At 61.9% G+C, this 25,083-nt stretch carries 20 protein-coding genes and 2 pseudogenes; 9 read left to right on the top strand and 13 right to left on the bottom strand.

Annotation, left to right across the window (positions count from 1 at the left end):
* The first annotated feature begins 7 nt into the window (after nucleotides 1-7).
* Genes ACSQ20_RS24080 through ACSQ20_RS24070 form a run of 3 tightly spaced genes read left to right on the top strand, consistent with a single transcriptional unit; the run spans nucleotide 8 to nucleotide 3,107 of the window.
* Nucleotides 8-790, top strand: a complete 783-nt coding sequence (locus tag ACSQ20_RS24080; RefSeq protein ID WP_436024918.1) for a glycosyl hydrolase family 65 protein — start codon at nucleotides 8-10, stop codon at nucleotides 788-790.
* Entirely contained in the window at nucleotides 787-2,016 is a 1,230-nt protein-coding gene (locus ACSQ20_RS24075; protein WP_436024916.1) for an MFS transporter, read from the top strand. The genes ACSQ20_RS24080 and ACSQ20_RS24075 overlap by 4 nt, the downstream gene beginning before the upstream one ends.
* Nucleotides 2,013-3,107 carry a DegT/DnrJ/EryC1/StrS family aminotransferase gene (locus ACSQ20_RS24070; RefSeq protein ID WP_436024914.1) on the top strand — a complete coding sequence of 365 codons (1,095 nt, stop codon included), beginning with the start codon at nucleotides 2,013-2,015 and terminating at the stop codon, nucleotides 3,105-3,107. The genes ACSQ20_RS24075 and ACSQ20_RS24070 overlap by 4 nt, the downstream gene beginning before the upstream one ends.
* A gap of 515 nt (nucleotides 3,108-3,622) precedes the next feature.
* Here the strand turns inward: ACSQ20_RS24070 and ACSQ20_RS24065 are convergent.
* The 3 genes and pseudogenes from ACSQ20_RS24065 to ACSQ20_RS24055 all read right to left on the bottom strand — a co-directional run.
* Nucleotides 3,623-3,841, bottom strand: a pseudogene (locus ACSQ20_RS24065) (phage tail protein); the annotation flags it as partial.
* Nucleotides 3,842-3,948: 107 nt separating this feature from the next.
* Nucleotides 3,949-4,224, bottom strand: coding sequence for a hypothetical protein (locus tag ACSQ20_RS24060; protein ID WP_436024912.1), 276 nt, complete (start codon nucleotides 4,222-4,224; stop codon nucleotides 3,949-3,951).
* 12 nt (nucleotides 4,225-4,236) lie between these two features.
* Nucleotides 4,237-4,785, bottom strand: coding sequence for a GNAT family N-acetyltransferase (locus tag ACSQ20_RS24055; protein ID WP_436024910.1), 549 nt, complete (start codon nucleotides 4,783-4,785; stop codon nucleotides 4,237-4,239).
* 571 nt (nucleotides 4,786-5,356) lie between these two features.
* On the opposite strand from ACSQ20_RS24055, the gene ACSQ20_RS24050 reads away from it, so the two are divergent.
* Both ACSQ20_RS24050 and ACSQ20_RS24045 read left to right on the top strand, forming a co-directional pair.
* Nucleotides 5,357-6,682, top strand: coding sequence for an MFS transporter (locus ACSQ20_RS24050; protein WP_436025871.1), 1,326 nt, complete (start codon nucleotides 5,357-5,359; stop codon nucleotides 6,680-6,682).
* A 143-nt stretch (nucleotides 6,683-6,825) separates the two neighbouring features.
* Nucleotides 6,826-7,074 carry a hypothetical protein gene (locus ACSQ20_RS24045; protein WP_436024908.1) on the top strand — a complete coding sequence of 83 codons (249 nt, stop codon included), beginning with the start codon at nucleotides 6,826-6,828 and terminating at the stop codon, nucleotides 7,072-7,074.
* A 24-nt stretch (nucleotides 7,075-7,098) separates the two neighbouring features.
* Here the strand turns inward: ACSQ20_RS24045 and pcaD are convergent, their stop codons facing one another.
* Nucleotides 7,099-7,911 (bottom strand): 3-oxoadipate enol-lactonase, encoded by an 813-nt coding sequence (gene pcaD, locus ACSQ20_RS24040; protein ID WP_436024906.1) that lies wholly within the window; start codon nucleotides 7,909-7,911, stop codon nucleotides 7,099-7,101.
* Between the two features lie 177 nt (nucleotides 7,912-8,088).
* Between pcaD and folE the strand changes: the two genes are divergently transcribed.
* Nucleotides 8,089-8,766 (top strand): GTP cyclohydrolase I FolE, encoded by a 678-nt coding sequence (folE, locus tag ACSQ20_RS24035; protein WP_436024904.1) that lies wholly within the window; start codon nucleotides 8,089-8,091, stop codon nucleotides 8,764-8,766.
* 52 nt (nucleotides 8,767-8,818) lie between these two features.
* Here the strand turns inward: folE and ACSQ20_RS24030 are convergent, their stop codons facing one another.
* From ACSQ20_RS24030 to ACSQ20_RS24015, 4 genes are all read right to left on the bottom strand, one after another.
* Nucleotides 8,819-9,766, bottom strand: a complete 948-nt coding sequence (locus tag ACSQ20_RS24030; RefSeq protein WP_436024902.1) for a DMT family transporter — start codon at nucleotides 9,764-9,766, stop codon at nucleotides 8,819-8,821.
* 135 nt (nucleotides 9,767-9,901) lie between these two features.
* Nucleotides 9,902-10,747 carry an AraC family transcriptional regulator gene (locus ACSQ20_RS24025; protein ID WP_436024900.1) on the bottom strand — a complete coding sequence of 282 codons (846 nt, stop codon included), beginning with the start codon at nucleotides 10,745-10,747 and terminating at the stop codon, nucleotides 9,902-9,904.
* Complete coding sequence (epsC, locus tag ACSQ20_RS24020; RefSeq protein WP_436024898.1) at nucleotides 10,744-11,688, bottom strand: serine O-acetyltransferase EpsC; 945 nt, start codon at nucleotides 11,686-11,688, stop codon at nucleotides 10,744-10,746. Before epsC ends, ACSQ20_RS24025 begins: the two co-directional genes overlap by 4 nt.
* Before the next feature lie 151 nt (nucleotides 11,689-11,839).
* On the bottom strand, nucleotides 11,840-12,073 hold the full coding sequence (locus tag ACSQ20_RS24015; RefSeq protein ID WP_436024896.1) for a hypothetical protein: 234 nt from the start codon (nucleotides 12,071-12,073) through the stop codon (nucleotides 11,840-11,842).
* Between the two features lie 385 nt (nucleotides 12,074-12,458).
* Here ACSQ20_RS24015 and ACSQ20_RS24010 point away from each other — a divergent pair, with 385 nt between their 5' ends.
* On the top strand, nucleotides 12,459-12,824 hold the full coding sequence (locus tag ACSQ20_RS24010; RefSeq protein ID WP_436024894.1) for a hypothetical protein: 366 nt from the start codon (nucleotides 12,459-12,461) through the stop codon (nucleotides 12,822-12,824).
* Nucleotides 12,825-12,882: 58 nt separating this feature from the next.
* On the opposite strand, the gene ACSQ20_RS24005 is transcribed toward ACSQ20_RS24010, so the two are convergent.
* The 3 genes from ACSQ20_RS24005 to ACSQ20_RS23995 form a co-directional block, all read right to left on the bottom strand.
* The gene (locus ACSQ20_RS24005; protein ID WP_436024892.1) at nucleotides 12,883-14,463 is read right to left on the bottom strand and encodes an aldehyde dehydrogenase (NADP(+)); all 1,581 of its coding nucleotides are present in this window, start codon (nucleotides 14,461-14,463) and stop codon (nucleotides 12,883-12,885) included.
* Between the two features lie 361 nt (nucleotides 14,464-14,824).
* The gene (locus ACSQ20_RS24000) at nucleotides 14,825-21,037 is read right to left on the bottom strand and encodes a hypothetical protein (RefSeq protein WP_436024890.1); all 6,213 of its coding nucleotides are present in this window, start codon (nucleotides 21,035-21,037) and stop codon (nucleotides 14,825-14,827) included.
* Nucleotides 21,038-21,653: 616 nt separating this feature from the next.
* The gene (locus ACSQ20_RS23995) at nucleotides 21,654-22,943 is read right to left on the bottom strand and encodes an Nramp family divalent metal transporter (protein ID WP_436024888.1); all 1,290 of its coding nucleotides are present in this window, start codon (nucleotides 22,941-22,943) and stop codon (nucleotides 21,654-21,656) included.
* Between the two features lie 319 nt (nucleotides 22,944-23,262).
* Between ACSQ20_RS23995 and ACSQ20_RS23990 the strand changes: the two are divergent.
* Nucleotides 23,263-23,445 (top strand): annotated as a pseudogene (locus ACSQ20_RS23990) (c-type cytochrome); the annotation flags it as partial.
* A gap of 56 nt (nucleotides 23,446-23,501) precedes the next feature.
* Here the strand turns inward: ACSQ20_RS23990 and ACSQ20_RS23985 are convergent.
* Nucleotides 23,502-23,669, bottom strand: coding sequence for a zinc ribbon-containing protein (locus tag ACSQ20_RS23985; RefSeq protein WP_436024886.1), 168 nt, complete (start codon nucleotides 23,667-23,669; stop codon nucleotides 23,502-23,504).
* A gap of 414 nt (nucleotides 23,670-24,083) precedes the next feature.
* On the opposite strand from ACSQ20_RS23985, the gene bluB reads away from it, so the two are divergent.
* Nucleotides 24,084-24,737 (top strand): 5,6-dimethylbenzimidazole synthase, encoded by a 654-nt coding sequence (gene bluB / locus ACSQ20_RS23980; RefSeq protein WP_436024884.1) that lies wholly within the window; start codon nucleotides 24,084-24,086, stop codon nucleotides 24,735-24,737.
* Between the two features lie 12 nt (nucleotides 24,738-24,749).
* Here the strand turns inward: bluB and ACSQ20_RS23975 are convergent, their stop codons facing one another.
* Complete coding sequence (locus tag ACSQ20_RS23975) at nucleotides 24,750-24,995, bottom strand: H-NS family nucleoid-associated regulatory protein (RefSeq protein WP_436024882.1); 246 nt, start codon at nucleotides 24,993-24,995, stop codon at nucleotides 24,750-24,752.
* Between the last annotated feature and the right edge of the window lie 88 nt (nucleotides 24,996-25,083).

Genomic DNA, 25,083 nt, shown 5'->3' with positions numbered 1-25,083 from the left:
AGATCAGATGTTCCTTAGATGGTGCCTTAAGCTCGCACTCTTGATGGTTGATCGCGGATTTATTCGCGATGCTAACGAAAGTGAAATATCACGATGGCGTGAAATCAGCGAAAATGTGTACCTGCCATGGATGAGCGTGGGGGGGGTTTTAATTCCAGAAGAATTTGACGGCTATGCGGCGCTTCCCGAGACGGAACTTAGGTTGGCGAAAAAGGGTGGGCCGCAGTTTGCAGATGACAATGAGAGGCGCTCGGCCGAAACGTTACAGAACTTCAATTCAAGAGTTGTAAAGCAAGCCGACGTAGTCCTGCTCATGTCGCTGTTTCCCGAAGACTTCTCGGACGAGGTCAAGCGGACCGCGTTCAAGTTCTATGAGCCACGAACGGTCCACGAATCATCGCTTAGCTACGGTCCGCATGCGATGGTTGCCGCAGATATCGGCGAGACAGCGCAATGCGCGGACTTCATAACGCGCGCAAGCCGCTATAACTTGGACTTCACGCCAATCGCCGACTACAGCAACGGGTTGCACCTGTCCGCATATGCGGGTGCCTGGCAAGGTCTCGTCCAAGGGCTGGCGGGACTCCGCGTCGATGGTGACAAGCTTCATTTCAGACCGCGGCTGCCACGAAATTGGAATTCATATCAGTTTGCAATTTATTTTCGGGGTCAACGACTCAAGATCATCATCCCTGCAGACGGTGCGATCGACATCGATTGCGACGGGAACAAATTCGCCATTGAGCGCCGCTTCGACGGATATGTTTACAGCCGCGGAGAATCCACATGACATCACTCGTCGAGCGGATGTCGCCCTATCGTGATGCGTTGCGTTTTTCCTCGTTCCGAAAATTGTTGATTGGCCAAGGTCTGTCGATGGCTGGCGACGCAGTCTGTTTGGCAGCGCTTCCCGTCGCCATGATTCATGCAGGCTTCAGTGGCGAGATATTTGGATTTGTCATGGCAGCGGTCGGAGTTGGCACGGTCATCGGCGCAGTTGCAGGAGGGATGCTGGCAGACCGCGGATCGCCGAAGCACGTTCTCGTAGCGGCAGACATCGCCAGGGGCGTGGTGCAAGTGCTTGTTGCTACGCTCATCGTATTCGGCGCTCCATCATGGAGCTTAATACTCGCTTATCTGATATTTGGGGTCGGCATCGGCGTCTCTCGACCATGCACGCAAGTTCTGCTCGTAAATCTGCTGCCCGCCCGAGCCTTAGTGGCCGGGAACGGAGCAATGAACCTCCTCGATAATCTCGCAGCGATAATTTTTCCGGCCACACTCGGCATCCTCTTTATCTTATGGGACCCGGTCTTGGGCGTACTGATCGACGGAATTACCTTTTTCGGCGCCGCGTTCTTCACTGCGTTATTACCGGACGACGGCAAACTCGATTCGGACGAAGATTTCTCGGTTCGTGATGCATTGAATGGTGTAACGATAATCGCTAGCAACTCCGAATTGTTATTAGGTTTCGTCGCTACCTTAGTTCTGAACGTACTATGTTTCCCTGTCTTTTTAGTAATCGCTCCGTATGCGGTCAGTGACCGCTTTAGTGACACGATGTGGGGCATGTGTCTGGCCGCATCGGGGTTCGGCGCGTGCATCGGGTCCGTAATCACGGTACTCGCCGCAGGCCATCGGCATCTGAGAATACTCGCAGTGATATGTGGCCTATTTCTCGGCAGCGCAATGGCTTTGCTGGGTATGGGCGTATTCGCCTGGATGGCAGTGTTGGGAGCAGTGCTTGTGGGAGTTGTCGAAGCATCATGGCTCACCGCTTGGGCAACAGCCATGCAAACGCTTTCTCCTCAAAAAGACGTCGGGAAGGTTGTCGCAGTCGACACGTTTATTACCAGCGGAGCGCATCCAGTCATCTATGTCGGCGGCGGCCTCGTGGGTGCCGCTGTGGGCTACTCCCACACGTTGATTATCGCAGCCGTCATTACCGCGACCGGAACAGCCGCAATCAGTGCGATCACTATCAAGCAAAAACTAGGAGCAAGAACCAAATGATTAAGTGCAATAACGTCCAGGAACAGGCACACGATCTGTCTGGTCTCATCTTCGAGCGATGGCGCGAGGTTTTCAATGCGGGAGAGTTCGTGCTTGGAGACGAGGTCCCACGATTCGAAACATGGATGTCGCAGCGTTGCGCGGGGGCCTATGCAATATCGATGAACTCCGGCACTGACGCTCTGCTCCTCGCATTGAAAGCCTTGGGAGTAGGTCCAGGCCACCATGTCATCACCTGTTCAAACACATTTGTCGCCACGGTCGGAGCGATAGTGGCCGTCGGCGCCCAGCCAATTCTTGCGGACGTCGGGGACGACGAATTGATCAACGTCGATACGATCGCGCCGCTGCTGACTACGCGGACGCGGGCCGTCATACCTGTCCATCTCCGCGGCCGACCTGTAGATATTGATTCGATTGTGGCGCTATGTAATGCCCACGGCGTGGCTGTTATCGAGGATTGTGCTCAGGCCATCGGAACCACCATTAACGGCCGTCAAGTCGGTACGTCAAGCGACGCCTCGGCCTTCTCATTACACCCGCTAAAAACACTCGGCGGCCTCGGGGATGGTGGTGTTCTCGTGACGACCAATCCGAAGATCGCGGAATATGCAAGGAGCGCGCGTAATCACGGGCTGCAAGTTCGCGATGAGTCTGTCGTCTTTGGCATGAACTCGCGCCTCGATTCTTTGCAAGCCGCTGCACTGAACGTCAAAGTTGAGCACTTGGACCACTGGCTGCGGCGTCGCAAGGAAATCGCAGATTTCTACAACGAAGCACTTGGGGAAACCGCCACAGGCGCAGACCTCGGAAAACAAAGAACAGGAAGCTCCTACTACCACTACGTGGTGAAATCAAAAAAGCGAGACCAACTACAACGGCACCTCGCAGAGCATGACATTCAAGCAACAATTCACTATCCGATCCCCGTGCACCGGCAACGAGCATGGCTTAATAGCCAGCCAGCCACCGCACTTCCTACTACTGAGCGTTTGGCGCAGGAAATCCTGACCATCCCATGTCATCAGCATCTTTCGGACGGCGACGTCGAAAAAATCGCTTGGACAGTACGACAATTCGACTCTCGGTAGCGGCGATTGTCGACGCGGTTGCCGCCGGGACGTCAAAGACGCATCGGGGCTTCATGCGAAAGCCCCGGGTTAGCCCGGCATGAAGCCCAAAACATCGCCCACCCACCGAATCAATTACTCCCGCTACGCCCCACTCTCGCTTATCCGCGCGATAAAACGAATTGTTCAGGGCCGACTATCTGATGATTCGCGTTCCGCTCTGGCGGCCGATGCCGTTTCTGCGGTGTTTCGCACGCTATACCGCGTTCGCTTACCGGCCGATGATCGAGGTTGTAGCGTATCGCACGCGCCATTGCCTCTTCGAGCGTGACCGGCCCCTTCAACTCCGGCGCGCCGGCAAACATCTCGGTGCGTTCGTCGCGCACCGACTGCGTGCGCTCGGCGCCGGTAAACGGCGTGGGGCGAACCGCGCAGCCGGACAGCCACAATGTGGCAACCGAGACTGCAATCAGCGTGGGACGCGAGGCTCGCGATAAAAGCGATGTCGTGTTTACGCCGACGGCTCTTTAGATCGGCGAAAGCCCGAGGCCGTTGCCCGTGCCGACGGGGCTGCGCCCTTTCAGGTCCGGCAACTTGAACGTGTTGACGCCATCGCCGCCATATGTGATGCCCAGCAGCGAAAACAATGCGGAATTTTGCGAAATGGGCATGGTCTGCCCTTGGCAGGTCGCCCAGCCGGAGGGGGCGAATGTAAAGCCCACCATGCGGATTTCGCCGAGATAGGGGTCGCTCATCGTGTGTGTCCTTGCCTTGTTGCGGATGTTGAAAAGCCGATCGGACTATTCGCTGAGTTCGCCAGCGGCGTTTTGCAACAACTCCGCTCGGCAGTGCACGACGACGGTCAGCGTCGCCCGCGCATCAGGCGTGGGTCGTGTCGGTGCGGCGAGCAGATCCCAGGCTCGGCCATCAGGCACGCGATGCGGTAGATGTCCTGCGGAAGGTGCACGCCCGCCGGCAATTCAAAGGTCGCCGAATAGCAGACGAACGTGTGATCCATAGGGATGCCGGCCGGAGCGGACGTCAGTTGCGCGTCGACACTGCGCCCCGCGGCATCGATGAACGAAAAGCGCTGCCCGATCGCCGCGATCAATTCGGCATGAGTCGGTAACGACTGCACGATGGCCCCGTTTCAGTGCCGATCGATTTCGGCACTGGGTCGTTTCACTGGTCTTTTCGCGCCCGGTGAAGGGCGCGGCCCCTTTGTCACGTTATACGGCTGCGGGCTCCTCAGGCCGCCGATCACGGCAGTGTCGCGATCGTCGAACTGGGCAGCGGCCCTGCGCATCTTTTGATACACGCCGCTCTCGCCGGCGCACTCAAACCCAAGCCGGCGATAAAGCGCCGATACCGGGTTGTCAAATTCGACATACAGTTCAAGCGCAATGCCGCGCCGAGCGGCTTGCGCCAGTATCGCGTGTATGAGCCGCGTTCCGATACCCGCGCCTCGATAAGCGGGCAACAATGCGATATCGATGACACGCGCTTCTTCGCCACTCCAATCGTGATACACGCGCCCGATCGCCGTTTGCGCAGACAGCACGATATCGAAACGTCCGTGCGGATAATGGCGGCGGCAATATGCGTCCTGCATTAAAAACTGTGTGGCGAGCAATGCGCGGATCGCTCGCTCATCCAGGCCGGCCGCACGAAATTCGTCCGCTCGCGTGCTCTCGTACACGTCCCGCAGGAACGCCCGATCGTCGCCAGTCGAGGCCCGCAGCGCGATTGCGCCGAGCGACTACTGATTGCATGAAAGTGAAAGGCCCATTATCGGAAAACGCGTTTGGAGAACGACGGTGATCGCGCGTTCGGTCCGCATTCGGAAGCGCTTTCTCTCAGTGATTGTTCGTTATTCGTTGATTGTCTGCGCTGCGATATTAGTCTACAGATATGTCCGGCGCAATTGCGCCCTTATATACCGGCGGCGGTAGTCTCCCGGATGGTTTTATCGTTCTGGAAACAGCGGTGGATATCAATGACATTGACGCCACATATAGACGAAGTTGTATAAAATCGCACGGCAAAGCTGTTGCTTGTCGTCCGCTTCGCGCTGTACTCGTCGGTATTCGCACCCATTGTTAAGCAACCGCCGACATGCGACATTGACCCGGGTTTTCCCTATTGCCGCTATAACGAACGCATTTGACAACAAAACGCATAACGACAACGAGGCACAGATGTCATATCAAAAATCGGCCGAAATCGCGGCTCGCTTTGATCGGCTGCCGCCGTCACGGACGATCTGGACGATGGTGATCCTGATCTCGCTCGGCGGCGTATTCGAGTTTTACGACCTCTTCTTCACCGGCTACGTCGCGCCGGGCATGGTTCAGGCGGGGCTCTTCAAGCCCGAGTCGCTCGGCTTCTTTGCAGCGCTCGCACCGATTGCGATCGCCGGCTTCGGCACGTTCGTGTTTGCCACCTTCGCCGGGCTGTGGCTCGGGGCGCTCGTGTTCGGCTTCGCCGCGGACCGCTTCGGGCGCCGCTTCATCTTCACCTGGTCACTCATTTGGTACGTGTTCTGCACGGCGATCATGGCCTTTCAGCACTCCGGGCTCGCCATCAATCTCTGGCGCTTTGCGGCGGGTATCGGCATCGGCGTGGAACTCGTGACCATCGACTCCTACATCTCGGAACTCATTCCGGGCAGCGAACGCGGCCGCGCTTATGCCGTCAACCAGTTCATCACGTTTTGCGCGGTGCCGATCGTCGCTTTTTTAGCCTACACTCTGAAAGACACTCATCCGTTCGGGCTCGACTATTGGCGCGTCGTTATTTTGATCGGCACGCTCGGCGCAATCCTCGTTTGGATCATCCGCCGCAATGTGCCTGAAAGCCCCCGCTGGCTCGCGCGTCACGGCCGTATCGAAGAAGCGGAGCGCATCGTCGCCGATATCGAGCGCCGCGTCGCAGCCGAAAAAGGCGTGCCGCTGCCCGCACCGCAACGGATCTCGGCGGAAATGGAAGGACGTGGCTCCTTCGCCGAAATCTTCGGACCGCTCTATCTGAAACGCACGATCATCTTGTCGGTCTTCAATATGGCGCAAGTCATCGGCTTTTACGGCTTCGCGGCCTGGGTGCCGACGCTGCTCATCCATCGTGGCATTCACGTGACGGCAAGCCTCGGTTATGCCTTTATCATCGCCATCGCCAATCCGTTCGGCCCGCTGATCGGGACGCTCTTCGCCGATAAACTCGAGCGCAAAACGCAGATCTGCGGCGGGCTCGTCGTGATGGGCGTGGTTATCGTGCTTTTCTCGCAAGCGTCGGAGCCCGCGTTGCTGATCGCGCTCGGCGTACTCTTCACGCTGGCGGCGAACGTCATGTCGTATGCCTACCACGGCTATCAGGCAGAACTCTTTCCAACGCGCGTGCGCGCCCGCGCCGTGGGCTTCGTCTATTCATGGAGCCGTATCGCGGCCGCGTTCGCCGGCCTCGCCATCGGCATCCTGCTTCACAGCTATGGCGTGCCGGGCGTCGCCGCATTTATCGGCGCGGCGATGCTGCTCGGCATCTGCATGATCCTGCTCGGGCCGTCCACTAAGGGGCGTGCGCTCGAATCGATCAGCCACTGAACGCGAACGCGCCGCAGCGCTGACGCAGGGCCGGCGCGCATCAAAGCTGCGTCGGCTGTGCGAAAAGCGTACCCTTTCCGAAAGACACCGACGCGGCATCGCTCGCCGCGTCGCCAGCCGCCCACGGAACGGAGGACTCGCTGATGAAAACAATCGTGCGCACCGGCGCCCATATCGAAGGCGTTCACTGGGTAGCCGAATATTTGGAAGCGACTCACGAGATTCGCATCTTGCGCGAAGGCGCCGAAGCGGGCCTTTACGATGCGCCGCCTACGCTCTTCGGCGACGAAGCCAACGCTGGCTCGAAGAGCGTCGCCGATCACCGCGCACTCGAAGCGGCACTGCGTGCGTATCTCACGCGCTTCGTTGCCGAGCACGACGCCGAGGAATAGCCACCGCCGGTGCCGCCGGTGCCCTCAGTGCAGCGTGCGTAGAAAGTCGAGCACTGCACGGCCAAACGCGTCGGCTTGCTCGATGTTCGGCAGATGCAGCCCATCGAACGCGATGTGGCGCGCGCCATCGATTTGTGCAGCGAGCGCGCGTCCCTCTTCCGGCGAATTACCCGCATCGCGCGTGCCGGTCACGATCAGCGTCGGCACGTTGATGCACGGTACATCCTGCGTCAGATCCGCTGAGGCAATCGCCGCGCAATTGGCGGCATAGCCCTCGATATCCATATGTCTGACCGTATCGCGAATGGCCGCTGCCACGAGCGGCTCGCGTGCGCGGAATGCGTCGCTGAGCCAGCGATTGACCGTGGCGGCGGCAAGCGAGGGCATCGCCCCGCTTCGCGCCTGATCGATGCGATCAGCCCAGGCCTGCTGCGGCGTGGGGTTACGCGGCAGCGCACTGACACTCACCAGCCGTTCGACCCGCTCTCCATGACGTGCGGCCAACGCCATACCGGTCACGCCTCCCATCGAGACGCCGCAAAAATGCGCCCGCTCGATCGCCAGCGTATCGAGCAGCGCAACGACGTCCTCGCTTAACCGCTCGATCGTATAGGGCCCGGGCGGCACGTCCGAGCGTCCGTGTCCGCGCGTGTCATAGCGCAGGACGCGAAACGCTTGCGCGAACGCCTCGACTTGCGGCGCCCACAGCGAGACGTCGGTACCGAGCGCGTTCGACAGCACGAGCCATGGTGCGTCGGTGCGCTCGGCGCCGTCGATCCGATAGTAGAGGCTCACTCCCTTGGCCCGGCTGGTTCCAGTGACGGCGGCAAATGGCATGGCGGCAAATCCCTTAGCAGTACGAAGCGTCCATTGTGCTACAGGACAATCGTGCCACGCAGCCAGCGCCCCGCCCTGATCGCCCCGAAACATGAAACAATGGCCGCCACGGGCATGAGCCTTGCGCCCCGTAAATGACCGCCCGTCACGCCAATCAGCAAAGGAGAGGAGTCAGCAATGAGCAGCGGATCTCGAGCAAAGAAAAAAGGCGAGCCGGGCGCAAAGTCGAAGGAGAGCGCTGGGGTTGATGTCGATCTGCACCCGCGCCCCACCCGTGAGCAAGCCGAGGACGCCGTACGCGTGCTGCTGCGCTGGGCCGGTGACGACCCTCAACGCGAAGGCCTGCTCGATACCCCCGGGCGAGTAGCCCGCGCTTACGAGGAATTCTTCTCGGGCTATAAGGTCGATCCGCGCGAAATTCTCGCCCGCACATTCTCGGAGGTCGATGGCTACGACGAGATGGTCGTCCTCAAGGACATTCGTTTCGAAAGCTATTGCGAGCATCACATGGTGCCGATCATCGGTCGAGCGCACGTGGCTTATCTGCCCAAGCATCGAGTGGTCGGCATCTCGAAGCTGGCCCGGCTCGTCGACGCGTTCGCCAAGCGTTTGCAGATCCAGGAAAAGATGACGGTGCAAATCGCCGACACGCTGAATGACATCCTGCAGCCGCGCGGCGTCGGCGTCATTCTGGAAGCGGCGCATCAGTGCATCACCACACGCGGCATCCATAAGCCGGGCGTCGCGATGGTGACCTCGCGCATGCTCGGCGCGTTCAGATCCGATGCGTCGACTCGCCGCGAGTTTCTCGCCATTGTCGGCAATTCCGGGGCAATGGCGGTGCCGAACGTTTGACGGGTTTGTTTGGAGCGCGACGCATATGCTTCGCGTGCGGCCGCGCTACACGCTAGGAAGAGGCCGCGGCGCGGCCGGCGGGTCTGAGCCGTGCGCCATCGGATGCAATCAGCAGTACCGCCGCGAGCACGCAGGCCATGCCCATCCACTGCGCCGCACCGATCCTCTCATGCAGCACGAGCGCAGCCAGTGCGGCCGCTGATACCGGCACGAATGCGGTGAACGCGCTCGCCTGCGCGCCCGCGATGCGCGCGGCGCCGGCAAACCAGAGCATGAAGCCGGCAACGGTCGGCACCAGCGCGTAATAGACGACGCCCGCCAACGCCGCACGATCGACGCTGCCCTGCCACGGTCGTTCGAAAAGTGCCGGGATCAGCGCGAGCACAAGACCGATGGCCGTCATCAGCGTCGACATCTGCAACGGCGAAACAGCCGTGCGCAAACGTTTGTTGAGCAGGATAAAAAACCCTTCGCAAAATACGGCCGCCAGCACGAATAGATTGCCGGTCAGCGACGAGCCGTTCGCGGCGCCATGCACGGCAGCGGCGCCTTGCGCGTTCGCCCCGCTCCCCGCCGACATCGTGCAGACGAAGACGCCGGCCGTTGCCAGCGCCACGGCGAGCAGCGTCATGACGCCTGGCCGCTCGCGCAGTGCAAAGATCGCGACGAGCGCAGCGACGGCCGGCATCGTGCCGGCGATGACGCCCGCATCGGTGGCCGACGTGAGCGCCATGCCGTTCAGCAGAAATACCGTGTAGCCGACGCTGCCCGAGCCCGCCTGGACCACGAGCAAGAGCAGCTCGCGCCAGCCGAGCCGAGGCCACCGTTCGCCGGTCAACCGCATCGCTGCGATGAAGACCGGCAACGCAATCGCAAAGCGCAGCGCCGTTGCACTGAAAGGCGGCAACCCGTTTGCAATCAGCTTACTGGCAACCACCGTGCTGCCCACACCGATCATTGCCAGCGTGCAATAGAAATAACCCGTCAAACGCGAATTCATCGGTATCGCTCCTTGTTGGCCTGGGTGGCCTTGTCGATCGAGGATGCGATGCAGAGTAAGGAGACGACGCGGGCGCGTCTTGAACGAAATTGCAGCGAGGGTGTACGACGTGCGGTACGAGCGCCTTGTGCCTCGTCAGCGCACGGCGGCGGCGTAATTCGCCGGCGTCACGCCGAACAGACGCACGAACGCGCGCGTCATATGGCTTTGATCGGCGAAGCCGGCACTCACTGCGGCATCGACGAGCGTGTCGCCCGCCGCGATCAGCCGACGCGCCAATGCCACGCGCCGCTGGATCAAATATGCATGAGGCGGCAGCCCCGTTTCACGCGCAAATTCACGCAACAACTGGAAGCGGCTCAGCCCCGCATCGGCCGCCAAACCGGCGAGCGTTAGTGCGGCGGTAGGATCGTCATCGATACGCGCACGCGCGCGCATGACCTGCGCCGACGCGTTGCCCTCGCGAACAGCAGGCGTGCACTGGGCCAAGCTCGCCGTCGTGTGTCGTGCAATCACGTCCGCGAGAAACGCAAACAGCGCTTCCTCGCGAGCAAGATGGTCGATTGGCGAAGCGCTTTCGAGCGCAGCGCCAAACGCGCGTGCGAAGAGGTGCGCGAAGCGCGCGTCGCGCAGCACGGGCCGCGTAAGTTCGAGAGATGTCGCCAACGGCGCATCGAGATCGCGCGCAATCTCGTGCATGACCGTCGGTTCGATATAGAGCATGCGCCACGCGCGACCTGCTTCGTCGAGCGGGCTGCCGTCATGGACTTCGCCGGGGTTGACGGTGATTGCATCGCCCGCCCGCGCCTCGACAAGACCGCACCCGCTTGCCGAACGTTGCGCACCGCGCGCAATGACGCCCACGCCGAAGCGGTCATGCGAATGGCGCGCAAACGTTTGCCGCGTGTCAGCGGCGGTTGCTTCAACACCGGTGAGCGCCGATCGGTACATCACGACACGACCGCGAGCAGCCGCTTTCATTTGCGTGTGCGCCTGGCGGTGTCATGCTCGTCGCCACGGCCCCCTTCGCGCACGCTGCCCTGCGAAACGTTGGCGCCCGGCGCAACGCTGTGCGTGAGCCAGACATTCCCGCCGATGATCGCGCCGCGCCCAATGGTGACGCGCCCGAGTATCGTCGCCCCGGCATACACGACGACGTCGTCTTCCACGATCGGATGCCGTGCATGGCCTTTCACGAGTGTGCCGTCGCCATCGGCCGGAAAGCTTTTCGCGCCAAGCGTGACCGCTTGATATAAGCGCACACGCTCGCCAATGACGGCCGTCTCGCCGATGACAACGCCCGTGCCGTGATCGATAAAAAAGCTCGGGCCGATTTGCGCTCCAGGGTGGATATCGATGCCCGTGGCCGAATGCGCGATTTCGTTGACGAAACGCGCCAGCAACGGCACGCCGAGCCGATGCAACGCGTGCGCGAGCCGATGATGCATCAGCGCGAGCACGCCAGGGTAGCAAAGCAAAATCTCAGTGATATGTTGTGCGGCCGGGTCGCCCGCGAAGGCGGCCTGGATGTCGCTGACCAACAGCGCGCGAATGCCTGGCAGTTGCGCGCCGAGCGCACGGGTGACCTCGAGGGCCCGCGCCACGAGTTCGGCATCAGGCGTGCTCGCGTGCTCAGGCAGGAAGCGCAACGCGCGACGCACCTGCTCGCACAGCAGCCGTAACGTGGTTTCGAGCGTATGCCCGACGTAATAGTCGACGCTTTCGTCGGTCAGATCGGGGGCGCCGTAGTGGGTGGGAAACATCGCGGCGCGCAAGCCATTGACGATACCGACGATGGCCTCTCGGGACGGCAATTCGCGAATGCCCCGCGGATGCCGCGTGCGGTGAAGCTCCTCGCGAGAAGCGCGCAACTCGGCGACGATCTGCTCGAGTCCCCACAGGCGGGAAGCGGGAGTGGACATAATAAAAGCGCAAACCGCGTGGGACGCGGCCGAAGAGTGATACGTCCGCAAAGATTACCGCGTTTTGCCGCGAGGCGGAAATCGGCCAGCTGGACAATGGCGCGGGCTGGCGCCAACTTTGCCGGCACCGAAGCACCGAGGCACCGAGCCACTAGACCGTCATGCTGCTCACGTCGATCCACCGTACGGCCCAATCGCGCGCGTGGGCGATCGCGGCGGCCTCGTCGGGAAAACGCAGGTCGGTCGGAAAAAAACGATTGGCCACGAGCTCGCCATCGCTCGAGCGCGAAATCACGACGTACGGCTGATACGTCCCATCCCCCGCTCGGGCGGGGGCGCAGTTAAGCAGATATCCGCGATGAGTGAATGCGGCGTCCGAATGCATGACTCGCCTGCCTCCAAATTCCCCTTTTTTGTATATCGCAGCCCACGGCACTCAATGAGCTACGTGCAACCGCTATGCATAAGCGGGCAAGCAACACCGTTCGGGGGCGGTGGCCGGCACGCAGGATTGAAATCATACTCTGTACGAAACGCGGGTTCTATGAGAAATAAATCGGACCAGTTGCTGTCGTCTGGCGATGCGTCGTCGTAACAGCGCTTGTTCGATCAAACGCATGGCAAACGGACGAAATACCCCACTATGTACGCCTTCGTGCTTGAACTTGCCATGCGTTGCGCTCGGGTGGCGCGGCGCATAAGCAAATGTTCGATAGGCGATTTTGTATGCTGACCCCGCGTTCAGCCAGGCATATTCGCGCGGCGCTGATATGCCTTTTATTGGCTATCTGTTTATATGGGCCGAACTGCCGTTCGAGTTCGTGCTGTTGCGCGTAGGCGGAACACCATCCGCCGATACTTCTTCGCTTGCCGCTGCGCTCGTTGCCCGCATCATGCTTGGTGCGCTTTATGCGTTCGTCGCGCTGCGCTACGCGTGGGCGCGTTGGACAACCGTTGCGCTCGGCATCATGTCCGCTTGGTTCGTCTTGCCCGCGCTGCCCGGCGAATGGCAGATCTCGCCGAGTGCATCGATGATCACGGCGGCCGGCGTGGCCTGCCGGCTCGCCGCTGCTCTGCTGCTTGCACTGCCGCAACGCAAACTGGAACCGCAGGCAGAGCAACAAACTGCGTCATGACCTCACCGAACCGTCCGGTGAGGTCATCTGCGTGCTGCTATGAGGGGGGGCGTCGCGATCAACGACGCTCGAAGGCACCATCGCGCAATCGCCACAGCCCGAGCGGGTTTTCGTCGTGCACGGCCTGCGGCAACAACGCCGCAGGCAAGTCCTGATAGCAAACGGGCCGCAGAAAACGCTCGATTGCAAGCGTGCCCACCGACGTCGAGCGAGAGTCCGACGTGGCCGGAAACGGGCCGCCATGCACCATCGCGTGCGCCACTTCGACGCCCGTCGCAAAGCCGTTCGCCAGAATGCGCCCCGCTTTGCGCTCGAGCGTCGGCAACAGCCGCTGTGCCAGCGCATGATCTTCCTGCTCCAGATGCAGTGTGGCCGTCAGTTGGCCTTCGACATGCTCGGCAAGCCGCACCATCTCGTCGATATCCTTGCACGTGACGATAAGCGACGTCGGCCCGAAGATTTCGTCCTCAAGCGGCGGCTGTGCCAGAAATTGCGACTGTGTCGTGGCGAAGAGCGCCGGCAGTGCCGCGTTGGGTGTGCCGCCGGCCGCGCCTTCGCCGATGCGCTGCACGCCTTCAACAGCGAGGCGACGCGAAATACCGTCGCGGTACGCCGATGCGATACCGGCGCTCAGCATGGTCTGCGCGCCCTTCTTTTCGAGGGCCTTCGCAGCGGCATCGACGAAGGCCTTCAGATGAGGGCCCTCGAGCGCGACGAGCAACCCCGGGTTCGTACAGAACTGGCCCACGCCCAGCGTGATCGAATCGACGAAGCCGGCAGCGATAGCTTCGCCGCGCGCCGCCAGTGCGCCGGGCAGCACGAAGTTCGGGTTGATGCTGCTCATTTCCGCATAGACCGGAATCGGTTCGCGTCGGCGCGCCGCGATATTCATCAGCGCGATGCCGCCCCCGCGCGAGCCCGTGAAGCCAACAGCCTTGATGGCCGGATGCGCGACGAGCGCCTCGCCCACGGCGTTGCCCGCGCCGATCACCAGCGAAAAAATACCGGCCGGCAGCCCGCACTCGGCAACGGCCTGTGCGATCGCACGGCCCACGAGTTCCGACGTGCCAAGATGCGCGGGATGCGCTTTCACGACGACGGGACAACCGGCCGCGAATGCCGATGCGGTGTCGCCACCGGCCACCGAGAAAGCGAGCGGAAAGTTGCTCGCACCGAATACCGCCACAGGGCCGACCGGGATTTTCTGCAAGCGCAAGTCAGGGCGCGGCAGCGGCTTGCGTTCAGGCTGCGCCGAATCGAGCGTGGCGGTGAGCCAACGGCCGTCGCGCACCAGCGCGGCAAAAAGCTTCAGTTGACCGATCGTCCGGGCGCGCTCGCCTTCGAGCCGAGCCTTCGGCAACGCGGACTCGATGTGCGCGCGCTCGATCAGCGCATCGCCCAGCGCCGCGATCTGCTCGCCGATCGCCTCGAGCAAGCGCGCACGCTGCTCGAGCGGCGCTTGGCGAAACACATCGAATGTCTGCTGCGCAAGCTGGCATGCGCGATCGACGTCGCCCGCATCGCCCGCGCCGAACGCCGGCTCGATGTCCGTGTTGCGGACCGGGTCGAACGCACGCAGCGTGGCCGCCTTGCCGCGCACCGCCGCGCCGCCGATCAGCATGTCTCCGGTGATCTGCATCGTGAGTCTCCTGTTGAAAGCCAGGCGCATTGCCCAGCTTCGGTCGCCATGACGGGCGTGTGCCGCGTCGAAACCCACGATCTTCGCACGAATCGCGTTTTCGTGACGGACAGGCAATGGGCGGCGTCGATCGGCGGGTCACAGCCATGCTCCCGAAAACCCTCACCTTTTTAGCGTTACTGTGTTCTAAAAAATAGAATCCAACATACTCACAATCCGCGGCTTCGAGCCCAACTTCTCCGTTTCCTGCACGAACGTCCTCCCGTCGTCGCAACCGGAGCATCGTCCGCGATCAGCGATCGCTCTCTCGGGCGGATACTTTTCGATCAGCATCACTCGCTTCGAATCCTGAAGGCCCGATTCAGTCCTCATCCTCGAACCCCGAAGCGCCTAGCGATGCCTCGCTCAACAGCGCCCGGACATCGCCCATGTACGCATCCAATTGAGCTGAGTGGATACCGAACTGCTCCCGGATGCGCGCATATGCGACCTGCTCTGTGCACCCATCATCGCGAGTCAAGCTGTACCATTCCGACAGGACCCGAACGAGCAGATCCACTTCCTCCCTGTCGTACCGCCGCATCAGCGTCTGCCTGACCGCTTCGGCCAAGATCTGCTGCTCGCCGGCTCGCTCCGGGCTTGGGCCCTCATCAACCACTTCCAGTTCCCGTTCGTCCGTGGAGCCCCACTGCCATGCGGCAGTGCCGCCCCCGTTCCATGACGCAATAGAAGCAGCCGTGACGCAATAGTCGTTGCCGCTCTCGCCCCACAGACGAAATTCAGTTGGGGTGCCGTTTTTGAGCGTAATCGCCGCCGCATTGATGGTGTCGTCAGCACGTTCGACGCTGTAGTCGGCACGCCCCACTTTCAAGTTACCGAGCCCCGACACAGCGCTGTATCCCACCAGTTGTCCGCTGAATTTCGCGAGCCGCTTCGGGATGTTGCCACCGATGAACCAGTCGGCTACCTCACCGCGTTCGTCCAATGCGACCTGATACAGCACCCCCCCAAGAATAATCGGGGGAGGCAGACCTGCCTCCCTCGCACTTGCCACCTGATCGGCGACCTGGCGCAGGTTATGCTGGGCGTTGACGAGCTGCAGCGGGGGGCTCTGCCAGCCAAGTGCTTCGCGCCACTGCGGCTCAGCAAGGATGTAGGTGAATCGCAGGTCGGCTCGCGCTCCTTCAGGAGGCCGAATTCGCTCAGCCATAAACCTGATCTGCCCCGCACTGTAACGATAGGCCAGCGCATCGCGGTCACCCTTTTGCAATCGCTCATAAAGCCCCCGCACTTCATCGCAAATCCGCTGAATATATGCGAGCGCCCCACTTGCGGGCAGACTGCCGCCAACTCGCAAGTCAACGACGGCCGATACTTGTTCAACCGTAAGGCTATAGGGTGCACGGCGCAACGCGGGCAGCATCGACCAGACGGCGTCCAGCGCCTGCCTGCCGCCGCCATGACCGACGATCGCGACCACCTGTTCAGTCGTCAGCTCGTACGGCTTTGCGCGCAGCTTGGGCAACATCGAATGAACTGCCCTCAACGCTTGCCGACCGCCACGGTTGCTGGCAATGGCGACCACCTGCGCAGTCGTCAGCTCGTACGGCTTTGCGCGCAGCTCCAGCAGCATCGAATGAACTGCCTCCAGCGCTTGTCGGCCGCCTTCGTTGCTGGCGATGGCGGCCACTTGCTCAGTCGTCAGCTCGTACGGCTTTGCGCGCAGCTTCGGCAGCATCGAGTGAATCGCCTCCAGCGCTTTCCTACCGCCCTTGTTGCTGGCGATCGCGACGACCCGCGGCGGGGTGAGGTGATATGGCGCTTCGCGCAGCGCCGGCATCAGCGACGCTATCGTCTCCAGCGCCGGTCCACCACCATGGTCGCTGGCAATTGCGATCACCTGCGCCGTGGTGAGCTCATAGGGCGCACTGCGCAGCGTTGGCCGCAACGAGTGAACCGCCCTCAACGCCTGGTTACCGCCTTCCTTGCTGGCGACCGCAACAATCTGCTCGATGGTGAGCTCATAGGGCGCCTCGCGCAGCGCCGGCAACATCGATTGCACCGCCTCCAGCGCCTGCCTGCCACCTGTGCTGGCGATCGCGACCACTTGCTCGGTGGTGAGCTCATACGGCGCGCGTAGCAAGTCTGACAACATCAACCGGACAGCTTCGAGGGATTGACTGCCGCCATCGTTGCAAGCAATAGCGACTATTTGCTCCGTGCTCAGTCCATACGGTACCTCTCGCAGTTCCTGCAGCATGGAACGCACCGCCTGCAGCGCCTGCTTGCCGCCACGGTTGCTGGCTATCGCAACTACCTGCTCGGTCGTGAGCGCATACGGTGCCTCTCGCAGATCGATCAGCATCGAACGAACCGCTTCGAGCGCTTGATTGCCACCGGCGTTGCGGGCAATGGCGACCACCTGCTCAGCCGTCAATTTGTACGGCGCACGGCATAGCTTCGGCAGCATCGAATGCACCACCTCCAGCGCCTGCCTGCCGCCTGTGTTGCCTGCAATCGCAACCACCTGCTCGGTGGTGAGGCCATAGGGTGCTTTGTGCAACACCAGCAGCAGCGATCGCACCGCCTCCAGTGCCTGCTTGCCACCCATGCTGGCGATCGCGACCACCTGGTCGGTCGTGAGCGCATACGGCGCAGCGCGCAAGGTCGGGAACATCGACCGGATCGCTTCGAGCGCTTGATTTCCGCCATGGTTGGCAGCGATAGCAACGATCTGCCCCGTGCTCAGTTCATACGGCACCTTTCGCAGCGCCGGCAACATTGATTGCACCGCCTCCAGCGCCGGCCTGCCACCTGTGCTGGCGATCTCGACCACTTGCTCGGTAGTGAGCGCATACGGCACGTCGCGCAGTTTTGGCAACGCCGAGCGCACCGCTTCCAGCGCTTGCCTGCCTCCACTGTTGCTGGCAATTGCGACGATCTGCTCCGTGGTGAACTGATACGGCGAGCTGAGCAGCGCCGGCATCGTTGCGTGCACTGCTTCGAGCGCTTGCCTGCCGCCACCGTTGGTGGCAATGGCGACGACTTGCTCGGTAGTCAAGCTATACGGCGCGTTGCATAGCTTTGGCAGCATCGCGCGCACCGCCTCCAGCGCTTGCCTGCCTCCACTGTCGCTGGCAATTGCGATCACCTGCGCGGTGGTGAGCTCATACGGCGCACTGCGCAGCGTTAGCAGCAATGAGTGCACCGCCCCCAACGCCTGGTTACCGCCTTCCTTGCTGGCGACCGCAACAATCTGCTCGGTGGTGAGCTCATAGGGCGCCTCGCGCAGCTCCGGCAACATCGATTGCACCGCCTCCAGTGCCTGCCTGCCGCCCTTGTTGCTGGCGATCGCGACGAGTTGCTCGTTGGTTAGGCGGTACCGCGGGCCGCGCAACACTGGCAGCATCGCATGCACTGCTTCGAGCGCTTGCCTGCCGCCATGGTTGCTGGCGATCGCAACTACCTGCTCGGTCGTGAGCGCATACGGTGCCTCTCGCAGATCGATCAGCATCGAACGAACCGCTTCGAGCGCTTGATTGCCACCGGCGTTGCGGGCAATGGCGACCACCTGCTCAGCCGTCAATTTGTGCGGCGCACGGCATAGCTTCGGCAGCATCGAATGGACCGCCTCCAGCGCCTGCCTGCCGCCTGTGTTGCCTGCAATCGCAACCACCTGCTCGGTGGTGAGGCCATAGGGTGCTTTGTGCAACACCAGCAGCAGCGATCGCACCGCCTCCAGTGCCTGCTTGCCACCCATGCTGGCGATCGCGACCACCTGGTCGGTCGTGAGCGCATACGGCGCAGCGCGCAAGGTCGGGAACATCGACCGGATCGCTTCGAGCGCTTGATTTCCGCCATGGTTGGCAGCGATAGCAACGATCTGCCCCGTGCTCAGTTCATACGGCACCTTTCGCAGCGCCGGCAACATTGATTGCACCGCCTCCAGCGCCGGCCTGCCACCTGTACCTGTGCTGGCGATCTCGACCACTTGCTCGGTAGTGAGCGCATACGGCACGTCGCGCAGTTTTGGCAGCGTCGAGCGCACCGCTTCCAGCGCTTGCCTGCCTCCACTGTTGCTGGCAATTGCGACGATCTGCTCCGTGGTGAACTGATACGGCGAGCTGAGCAGCGCCGGCATCGTTGCGTGCACTGCTTCGAGCGCTTGCCTGCCGCCACCGTTGGTGGCAATGGCGACGACTTGCTCGGTAGTCAAGCTATACGGCGCGTTGCATAGCTTTGGCAGCATCGCGCGCACCGCCTCCAGCGCTTGCCTGCCTCCGACGTTGCTGGCAATGGCAATCACGCGCTCGGTACTCAGCTCATACGGCGACCTTCGCAGCGCCAACAGCATTGCGCCCACGGCTTCCAATGCCTGCTTGCCGCCGCTGTTGCTGACGATAGCAATCACCTGCTCGGTGGTGAGCCCATAGGGCTCTTCTCGCAACTGCGGCAGCATCGCGTGCACCGCTTCCAACGCCTGCCTGCCGCCATCGTTTCGGGCGATCGCAACCACCTGCTCGGTAGTGAGCTCATATGGCGCCCGCAGCAAGTCTGACAACATCAACCGGACCGCTTCGAGGGAGTGACTGCCGCCATGGTTGCAAGCGATAGCGACTACCTGCTCCGTGCTCAGTCCATAAGGTACTTCTCGCAGTTGCTGCAGCATCGAACGCACCGCCTGCAGCGCTTGCTTGCCGCCATTGTTGCTGGCGATCGCGACCACCTGTTCGGTCGTGAGCCGATACGGGGTGCCGCGCAGCTCGAGCAGCATCGAATGCACCGCCTCCAGCGCCTGCCTGCCCCCATGGCGGGCGATCAAAACCACCTGCTCGCTGGTGAGCTGATACGGCGAACCACGCAGCTTAACCAGCATCGAATGCACCACCTCCAGCGCCTGCCTGCCGCCCATGTTGCTCGCGATGGCGACTACCTGCTCGACAGCTAAGCCGTACGGCGCACCGCACAGCTTCGGCAGCATAGAGTGCACCGCCTGCAGCGCCTGCCTGCCGCCATTGTTGCTGGCGATCGCAACGACGTGCTCGGTGAGCAGTTCATACGGCGCCTTGCGCAGCACTGGCAGCATCGAGTGCACCGCCTCCAGCGCCTGCTTACCGCCATCGTTGCTGGCGATTGCAACCACCTGATCAGGAGTGAGCGCGTACGGCGCACCGCACAGTTTCGGCAGCATCGCGTGCACGGCCTCCAGCGCCTGCCTGCCGCCATCGTTGCTTGCGATGCCGATCACCTGCGCGCTCGTCAATTCATATGGCTTCCGGCATAACTTCGGCAGCGTCGCGTACACCGCCTCCAGCGCCTGCCTGCCGCCGTGGTTGCTGGCAATGGCAACAATTTGCTCGGCGGTGAGCTCATAGGGCGCGGCGCGCAAGTCTGAGCCCATCGATCGAATGGCTTCAAGTGCTTGACTTCCGCCAGCATTGCGAGCGATAGCAACCACCTGCTCCGTACTCAGTCCATACGGCGCTTCTCGCAGCTCCGACAACATCGCGCGCATCGCCTCCAGCGACTGCTTGCCGCCCCCATAGGTGGCGATCTCGATCACCTGTTCAGCCGTGAGCTGATACGGCGCCTTACACAATTTCGGCAGCATCGAGTGCACCGCCTCCAACGCCTGCCTGCCGCCGTCGTTGCGGGCAATGGCAACCACTTGCGCGACCGTGAGTTCGTACGGCGCCTTGCGCAACTTTGGGAGCATCTTGTACACAGCTTCCAGCGCCTGCCGGCCGCCCTTGTTGTTCGCAATGGCGACCACCTGCTCGGCCGTGAGCTCGTACGGCGCCTTACACAGCTCCGGCAACATCGAGCGCACCGCCTCCAACGCCTGCCTGCCCCCAACGTTGCTCGCGAGCGCAACCACCTGCTCGGTGCTCAACCCATAGGGCGGACCGCACAGCTCCGTCAGCATCGCAACTATGGCTTCCAGCGCCTGCCTGCCGCCACTGTTGTTGGCGATCGCGACCACCCGCTCCGTGGTGAGCTCATAGGGTGCTTTGCGTAACTCCGGCAGCCTCGCGCGCACCGCTCTCAGCGCGTGACTTGCACCTGAGTTGCTTGCGATGCTCACTAACTGTCGGGCGGTAAGATTGAACGGCGCTCGCATGAGTATTGCTCCCTCGCTTGCAAGCGCCAACAGTGTGAGGCGCGCGCCGCGTCGAGCAACCGCCGCGATTTGCTCGGTGTTCAGCGACAGCGGTGGCGCGCTCAAAACCGCCGCAACTTCGAGCAACGCTGACAACGCCAGATCGCCCGCTCGCTGCCGGGCGATCTTGACGATTTCATCTTTGGATAACTCAGGCAGCACCTCGACCAATTTCCTGTAATCGTTTGCGATTACGGCCAACGACTGGTACCGATGACTGATCTTGCAAATCTGCTCATGAGAGAACCCATGCCCGGCCAACGTTTGATGGTGCTTGCGTATTGCCGAAATGCTCTCAGGCTTGACCGACCGAATTTGCCGCATCGAGTAGCCAAGCGCTGTCAAAGCGGTGTCGTTCGGCAAACCATCCGGTACGACAGGCGCATCTTTCGGCGCTGTTTTAGCACCTCCCATGGACGATCGGAAACTCGAAGATACCGCGACGCGCGGCACCCTGTAGTTGTCGCGCGAAGCATCTCCCGGTGTCGGCGCTGCGGGCAAACGGTGTGCGGCGAGCGGCCCGTCGTCCTGTGCGCGGCGACTCACGGAGGATTGTCCTCGGCCAGAACCCGGCGACGACTCTTCAAAAGGGATACTCGCTCCTGAACTGCCAACACTGGGTGGTTTCATTCCTTATGCGTTCTCTGTTTTGTTCGCCATTTGCTCCCGTGTCGAACAGGGCTCAGCTATGGAAAATAAGTTGCGCGAGATGTATTAGTCGCCGCTTGATCGCGAGCAGGCGCAATAAGCGCGCAAGGTTAGCGGCCGCAAAACCACGCGCTGCGCACAATACGAAGCACAGCTTCCGCTGGCGAACTGTTATGGACTTCGTTATGTCAGTTGGCTTGAGCCGGCCCCGACCGACTTTGATTACGTCGGTACCAGTGTAGCGTCGACGGGGGATAGGGATGCGCGATGAATGTCCCCGATCCGCGCAGGTAGTTGCGCCTTCGCGTTCGCTGCTCTGTCGTCGGCGAGAGGACATGTCTATGACACAGTAAGACTTAGCCGAATGACGGCGCCGGCATCTTCAAAACGCGTGGGCGACGAGCGCGCCATTCATCAGCAACACACCCGACGCCAGCACGATCGCCGCAATGGCCGCTGCGTGACTGAGTCGATAAACACCCATGATCCGCCGGCGGCAAGCAAACACGATCAGCGAGATCATCGGCACGGGCACCGCCAGGCTCAAGACGACTTGACTCAGCACGAGCGCACGCGTCGCGTCGAACCCCAGCGCGACCACAACGATACCGGGCAGCATCGTCAGCAGGCGGCGCAGCCAAAGCGGCACGGAAAAACCGAGAAAGTCGCGCATGATCATCTGTCCCGCCAGTGTGCCGACGACCGAACTCGAAATGCCCGACGCCATCAGTGACGTCAGAAAGAGCCCGGCCGCGACGGAGCCGAACAGCGGGGTCAGCGTGCGGTACGCCACGTCGATGTCAGCCACCTGCGAGTGGCCGTGATGAAACGCGCCGGCGGCCATCGCCACCATCGCCATGTTGACGACCCCCGCCACGCTCAGCGCGATGATGACTTCGAGATTCGAATAACGCAGCAGCTTGCGACGCTCGTCATTCGAAAGCGGCTGAATGCGCTGTCCGCTCAAGCCAGAATGCAGAAACAGCGCGTGCGGCATGACCGTCGCGCCGATGATGCCGACGGCCACGAAAAGCGCATCGCGATTGGCGATCGTCGGCACGAACGTGCCGCGCAGCAACGGCTGCCAGTCGAGCGGTACGAGCACGAGCTGCGCGAGGTAGGCCACTGCGATCACACCGACGAGCGCGCCGATCGTCAGTTCGAGCGGTCGAAACCCGCGCCCTTGCATCAACAACAGCCCCCATGTCAGCACGGCCGTGACACCCATGCCGACGATCAGCGGCACGTTGGCGAGCAGTGAAAAACCGATGGCGGCGCCGACGAATTCCGCAAGATCGGTTGCCATCGCCGCGATCTCGGCCACGACCCACATCGCCAGCACGGCGGGCTTCGGCAAATGACATGCGCAAAGCGCGGCGAGGCTTTGGCCCGTGACCAGGCCAACGCGTGCGGAGATGGACTGAAACAGCATCGCGACGAGATTGGCGAACAGCACGACCCACAGCAACGTATAGCCGAATCCCGCCCCGGCTTGAAGGTTCGTGGCGATGTTACCGGGGTCCATATAAGCAACCGAGACGACGACAGCCGGCCCGGCAAACGGCAGCAGTACCCGCATGCCGCGCCGGCGGCCTTCCAGCACGTCGCGAGCATGCTGGGCCGTCCGTGTGCTCGAGCTTCGCTCGCGATCAGACACAGGCACCTCGTTCATTGCATCGCCTTAATGGAGTGTGGACCGCGGCGCAAAAAGTGCAGTCATGCTGATGCCGCGCGTCACAGCATAACGCGCGGCATCGCAAAGTGTCGCCGTGCAACCCGGGCTACCAAGCGGCGCGTCGTCGGCAGGCCGCAGGAACGGAATGTGCTGCTGCGCTAGCGTCCATACTCGTCCAGCCGATCCGCATGAAAGGACCGCCCGCGTTGCTCGGCTCGCTTCACAACCTGTCTGACAGTACGTCTCGCAGACGAATATTGCTCGCCTGCCGCGGCGCGTCGGCATGTGCATACGGATGCGCGTGCGCCGCTGCGCTGGCGGCAACAGTCCGGCCACACAGTCGGGGCCGCAACGCCAGCGCATGCCAGCGTTCGCAGGCTTGCTCGTCGATGCGCAAATCGCGCAGGTGCTGAGCTACGTGCGCAGCGCATGGGGCAACAACGCGCAGCCGATCAGCGGCAACGACGTCAACGCGCTGCGGCAGATCCTGCACAAGTGAGCCGACGCCACGGCGACGCCATGCTTGCATCGCGAATGGGCGAAACGCCGCTCGGCTCAACTGGACTTGTTCCCCGTTTCGTGCGTGCGCGACGAGTAACTTTCGTTGCCGCAATGCGGACAGCGCGGGATTTTCCTGCCCACCGTGACATGAACCTCGTGGTGGCACTTCTCGCAATGGAGGTCCCCGCTCTTTTGCGCTTTTTCGCCTGCTTTCACGGACATGTCCTCACTCCCCTTGAAAAATGCGCGGCTCACCGGACACACCGCGTTGCGCGCTGCGCCCTCGGCGGCCGCGTCGTCATCGTCTGATCGTTCCCGACTGTCCATTAGGCTCAGGGCTGGCGTTGGCCGCCTTGATGACGCGGCATCTTCTGTTGATTTTGCTGCTGCTGAGCCTGTTGATGGTCGCCGCGATCGTGTTGTCGACGCGGGTTGGTCGGCGCTGCCTGACTTGGCTTTCGCGATGTCATTTGGTCCTCCGATGAATGAGCGATCCCTGCTGCCAATCCTCTACCGATCGTCTATCAATCGATTGATGGATTGTTAGTTTGATGCCGCAACGCATATGCCTGCCATTACGCCGGCTGCCGTGTATCGGCGTGGTATCTTCCCACCGGCCCTTTTCTGGTGATGGTGATGGCGATGCGATTCAGCGACTCCGACCGCGCGGCCGTGTACCGCGCCATTTACGAACGCCGGGACATGCGCCATTTCGTGCGCAAGCCCGTCGACGCACACGTGCTCGCCCGTCTGATCGATGCAGCCCACCATGCTCCGAGCGTCGGCTACATGCAGCCTTGGCGGATCTTGCGGATCACCGATGAAACGCTGCGCCAAGCGTTACACGACGCAGTCGAGCGCGAACGCACCCACACGGCCGACGCGCTCGGCGAACGCCGCGACGAGTTCATGAAGCTCAAGGTGGAGGGCATGCTCGATTGCGGCGAGCTGCTTGTGATGGCGCTGATGGACGGCCGCGAGAAATATGTCTTCGGGCGCCGCACGATGCCCGAGATGGATCTTGCCTCGGTTGCCTGCGCGATTCAGAACATGTGGCTAGCCGCGCGTGCCGAGGGGCTCGGCATGGGATGGGTATCGATTTTCGACGTCGACGAACTGCGCAGCCTGCTGCGCATGCCGGCCGGCGCGAAGCCGGTTGCAATACTGTGCTTGGGGCACGTCGAGCGCTTTTATCCACGCCCGATGCTCGAAATCGAACACTGGGCGCACCGTATGCCCATTGCCGATTGCATTTCCGAAAATTATTGGCCGCGTTCGGACGACCGCTGAATCAGCCGCGCGCTACCCTTCGCAGCGATAAAAGTCCATTTGCTGGCCGGCAGCGACTGCGCGGCGCAACCAATCGGGCGGATCGCCATAACCGTCCCATGTATTGCCCATTGCGTCGCGATATAAGATCGGCCGTTCGGCTTGCTTGTCGGCGGAAATCGATTCCGCGACCGCTTCCACGCTAATGCCGTATTCGTCCATGCGACGCCGGAGCCAGCGAATTAACCGTTCGCGAGCCTCGCCTTCAAGCTGTTCCATCGATGATTCCGGTTGTGGTTGATGCGGGGACGCTACGAGCCCCTGTTTGACCCGAGCCGAATGATACTCGACTCGCGGCAGCGGGCGG

Origin of the sequence: Trinickia sp. LjRoot230 (assembly GCF_964253315.1) — a bacterium.
Classification (GTDB): Bacteria; Pseudomonadota; Gammaproteobacteria; order Burkholderiales; family Burkholderiaceae; genus Trinickia.
Note: the sequence above shows the minus strand (reverse complement) of the source record. Positions and strands in the feature narration are given on the sequence as shown.

Coding starts and splice junctions, on each gene's coding strand:
- ACSQ20_RS24050 (WP_436025871.1), top strand. CDS start 5,357: ATGGTGATCCTGATCTCGCTCGGCGGCGTATTCGAGTTTTACGACCTC.
- ACSQ20_RS24025 (WP_436024900.1), bottom strand. CDS start 10,747: ATGAAAGCGGCTGCTCGCGGTCGTGTCGTGATGTACCGATCGGCGCTC.
- ACSQ20_RS23975 (WP_436024882.1), bottom strand. CDS start 24,995: ATGGAACAGCTTGAAGGCGAGGCTCGCGAACGGTTAATTCGCTGGCTC.
- epsC (WP_436024898.1), bottom strand. CDS start 11,688: ATGTCCACTCCCGCTTCCCGCCTGTGGGGACTCGAGCAGATCGTCGCC.
- ACSQ20_RS24010 (WP_436024894.1), top strand. CDS start 12,459: ATGCCTTTTATTGGCTATCTGTTTATATGGGCCGAACTGCCGTTCGAG.
- ACSQ20_RS24070 (WP_436024914.1), top strand. CDS start 2,013: ATGATTAAGTGCAATAACGTCCAGGAACAGGCACACGATCTGTCTGGT.
- ACSQ20_RS24015 (WP_436024896.1), bottom strand. CDS start 12,073: ATGCATTCGGACGCCGCATTCACTCATCGCGGATATCTGCTTAACTGC.
- ACSQ20_RS24045 (WP_436024908.1), top strand. CDS start 6,826: ATGAAAACAATCGTGCGCACCGGCGCCCATATCGAAGGCGTTCACTGG.
- ACSQ20_RS23985 (WP_436024886.1), bottom strand. CDS start 23,669: ATGTCCGTGAAAGCAGGCGAAAAAGCGCAAAAGAGCGGGGACCTCCAT.
- folE (WP_436024904.1), top strand. CDS start 8,089: ATGAGCAGCGGATCTCGAGCAAAGAAAAAAGGCGAGCCGGGCGCAAAG.
- bluB (WP_436024884.1), top strand. CDS start 24,084: ATGGCGATGCGATTCAGCGACTCCGACCGCGCGGCCGTGTACCGCGCC.
- ACSQ20_RS24000 (WP_436024890.1), bottom strand. CDS start 21,037: ATGGGAGGTGCTAAAACAGCGCCGAAAGATGCGCCTGTCGTACCGGAT.
- ACSQ20_RS24075 (WP_436024916.1), top strand. CDS start 787: ATGACATCACTCGTCGAGCGGATGTCGCCCTATCGTGATGCGTTGCGT.
- ACSQ20_RS23995 (WP_436024888.1), bottom strand. CDS start 22,943: ATGAACGAGGTGCCTGTGTCTGATCGCGAGCGAAGCTCGAGCACACGG.
- ACSQ20_RS24080 (WP_436024918.1), top strand. CDS start 8: ATGTTCCTTAGATGGTGCCTTAAGCTCGCACTCTTGATGGTTGATCGC.
- pcaD (WP_436024906.1), bottom strand. CDS start 7,911: ATGCCATTTGCCGCCGTCACTGGAACCAGCCGGGCCAAGGGAGTGAGC.
- ACSQ20_RS24005 (WP_436024892.1), bottom strand. CDS start 14,463: ATGCAGATCACCGGAGACATGCTGATCGGCGGCGCGGCGGTGCGCGGC.
- ACSQ20_RS24030 (WP_436024902.1), bottom strand. CDS start 9,766: ATGAATTCGCGTTTGACGGGTTATTTCTATTGCACGCTGGCAATGATC.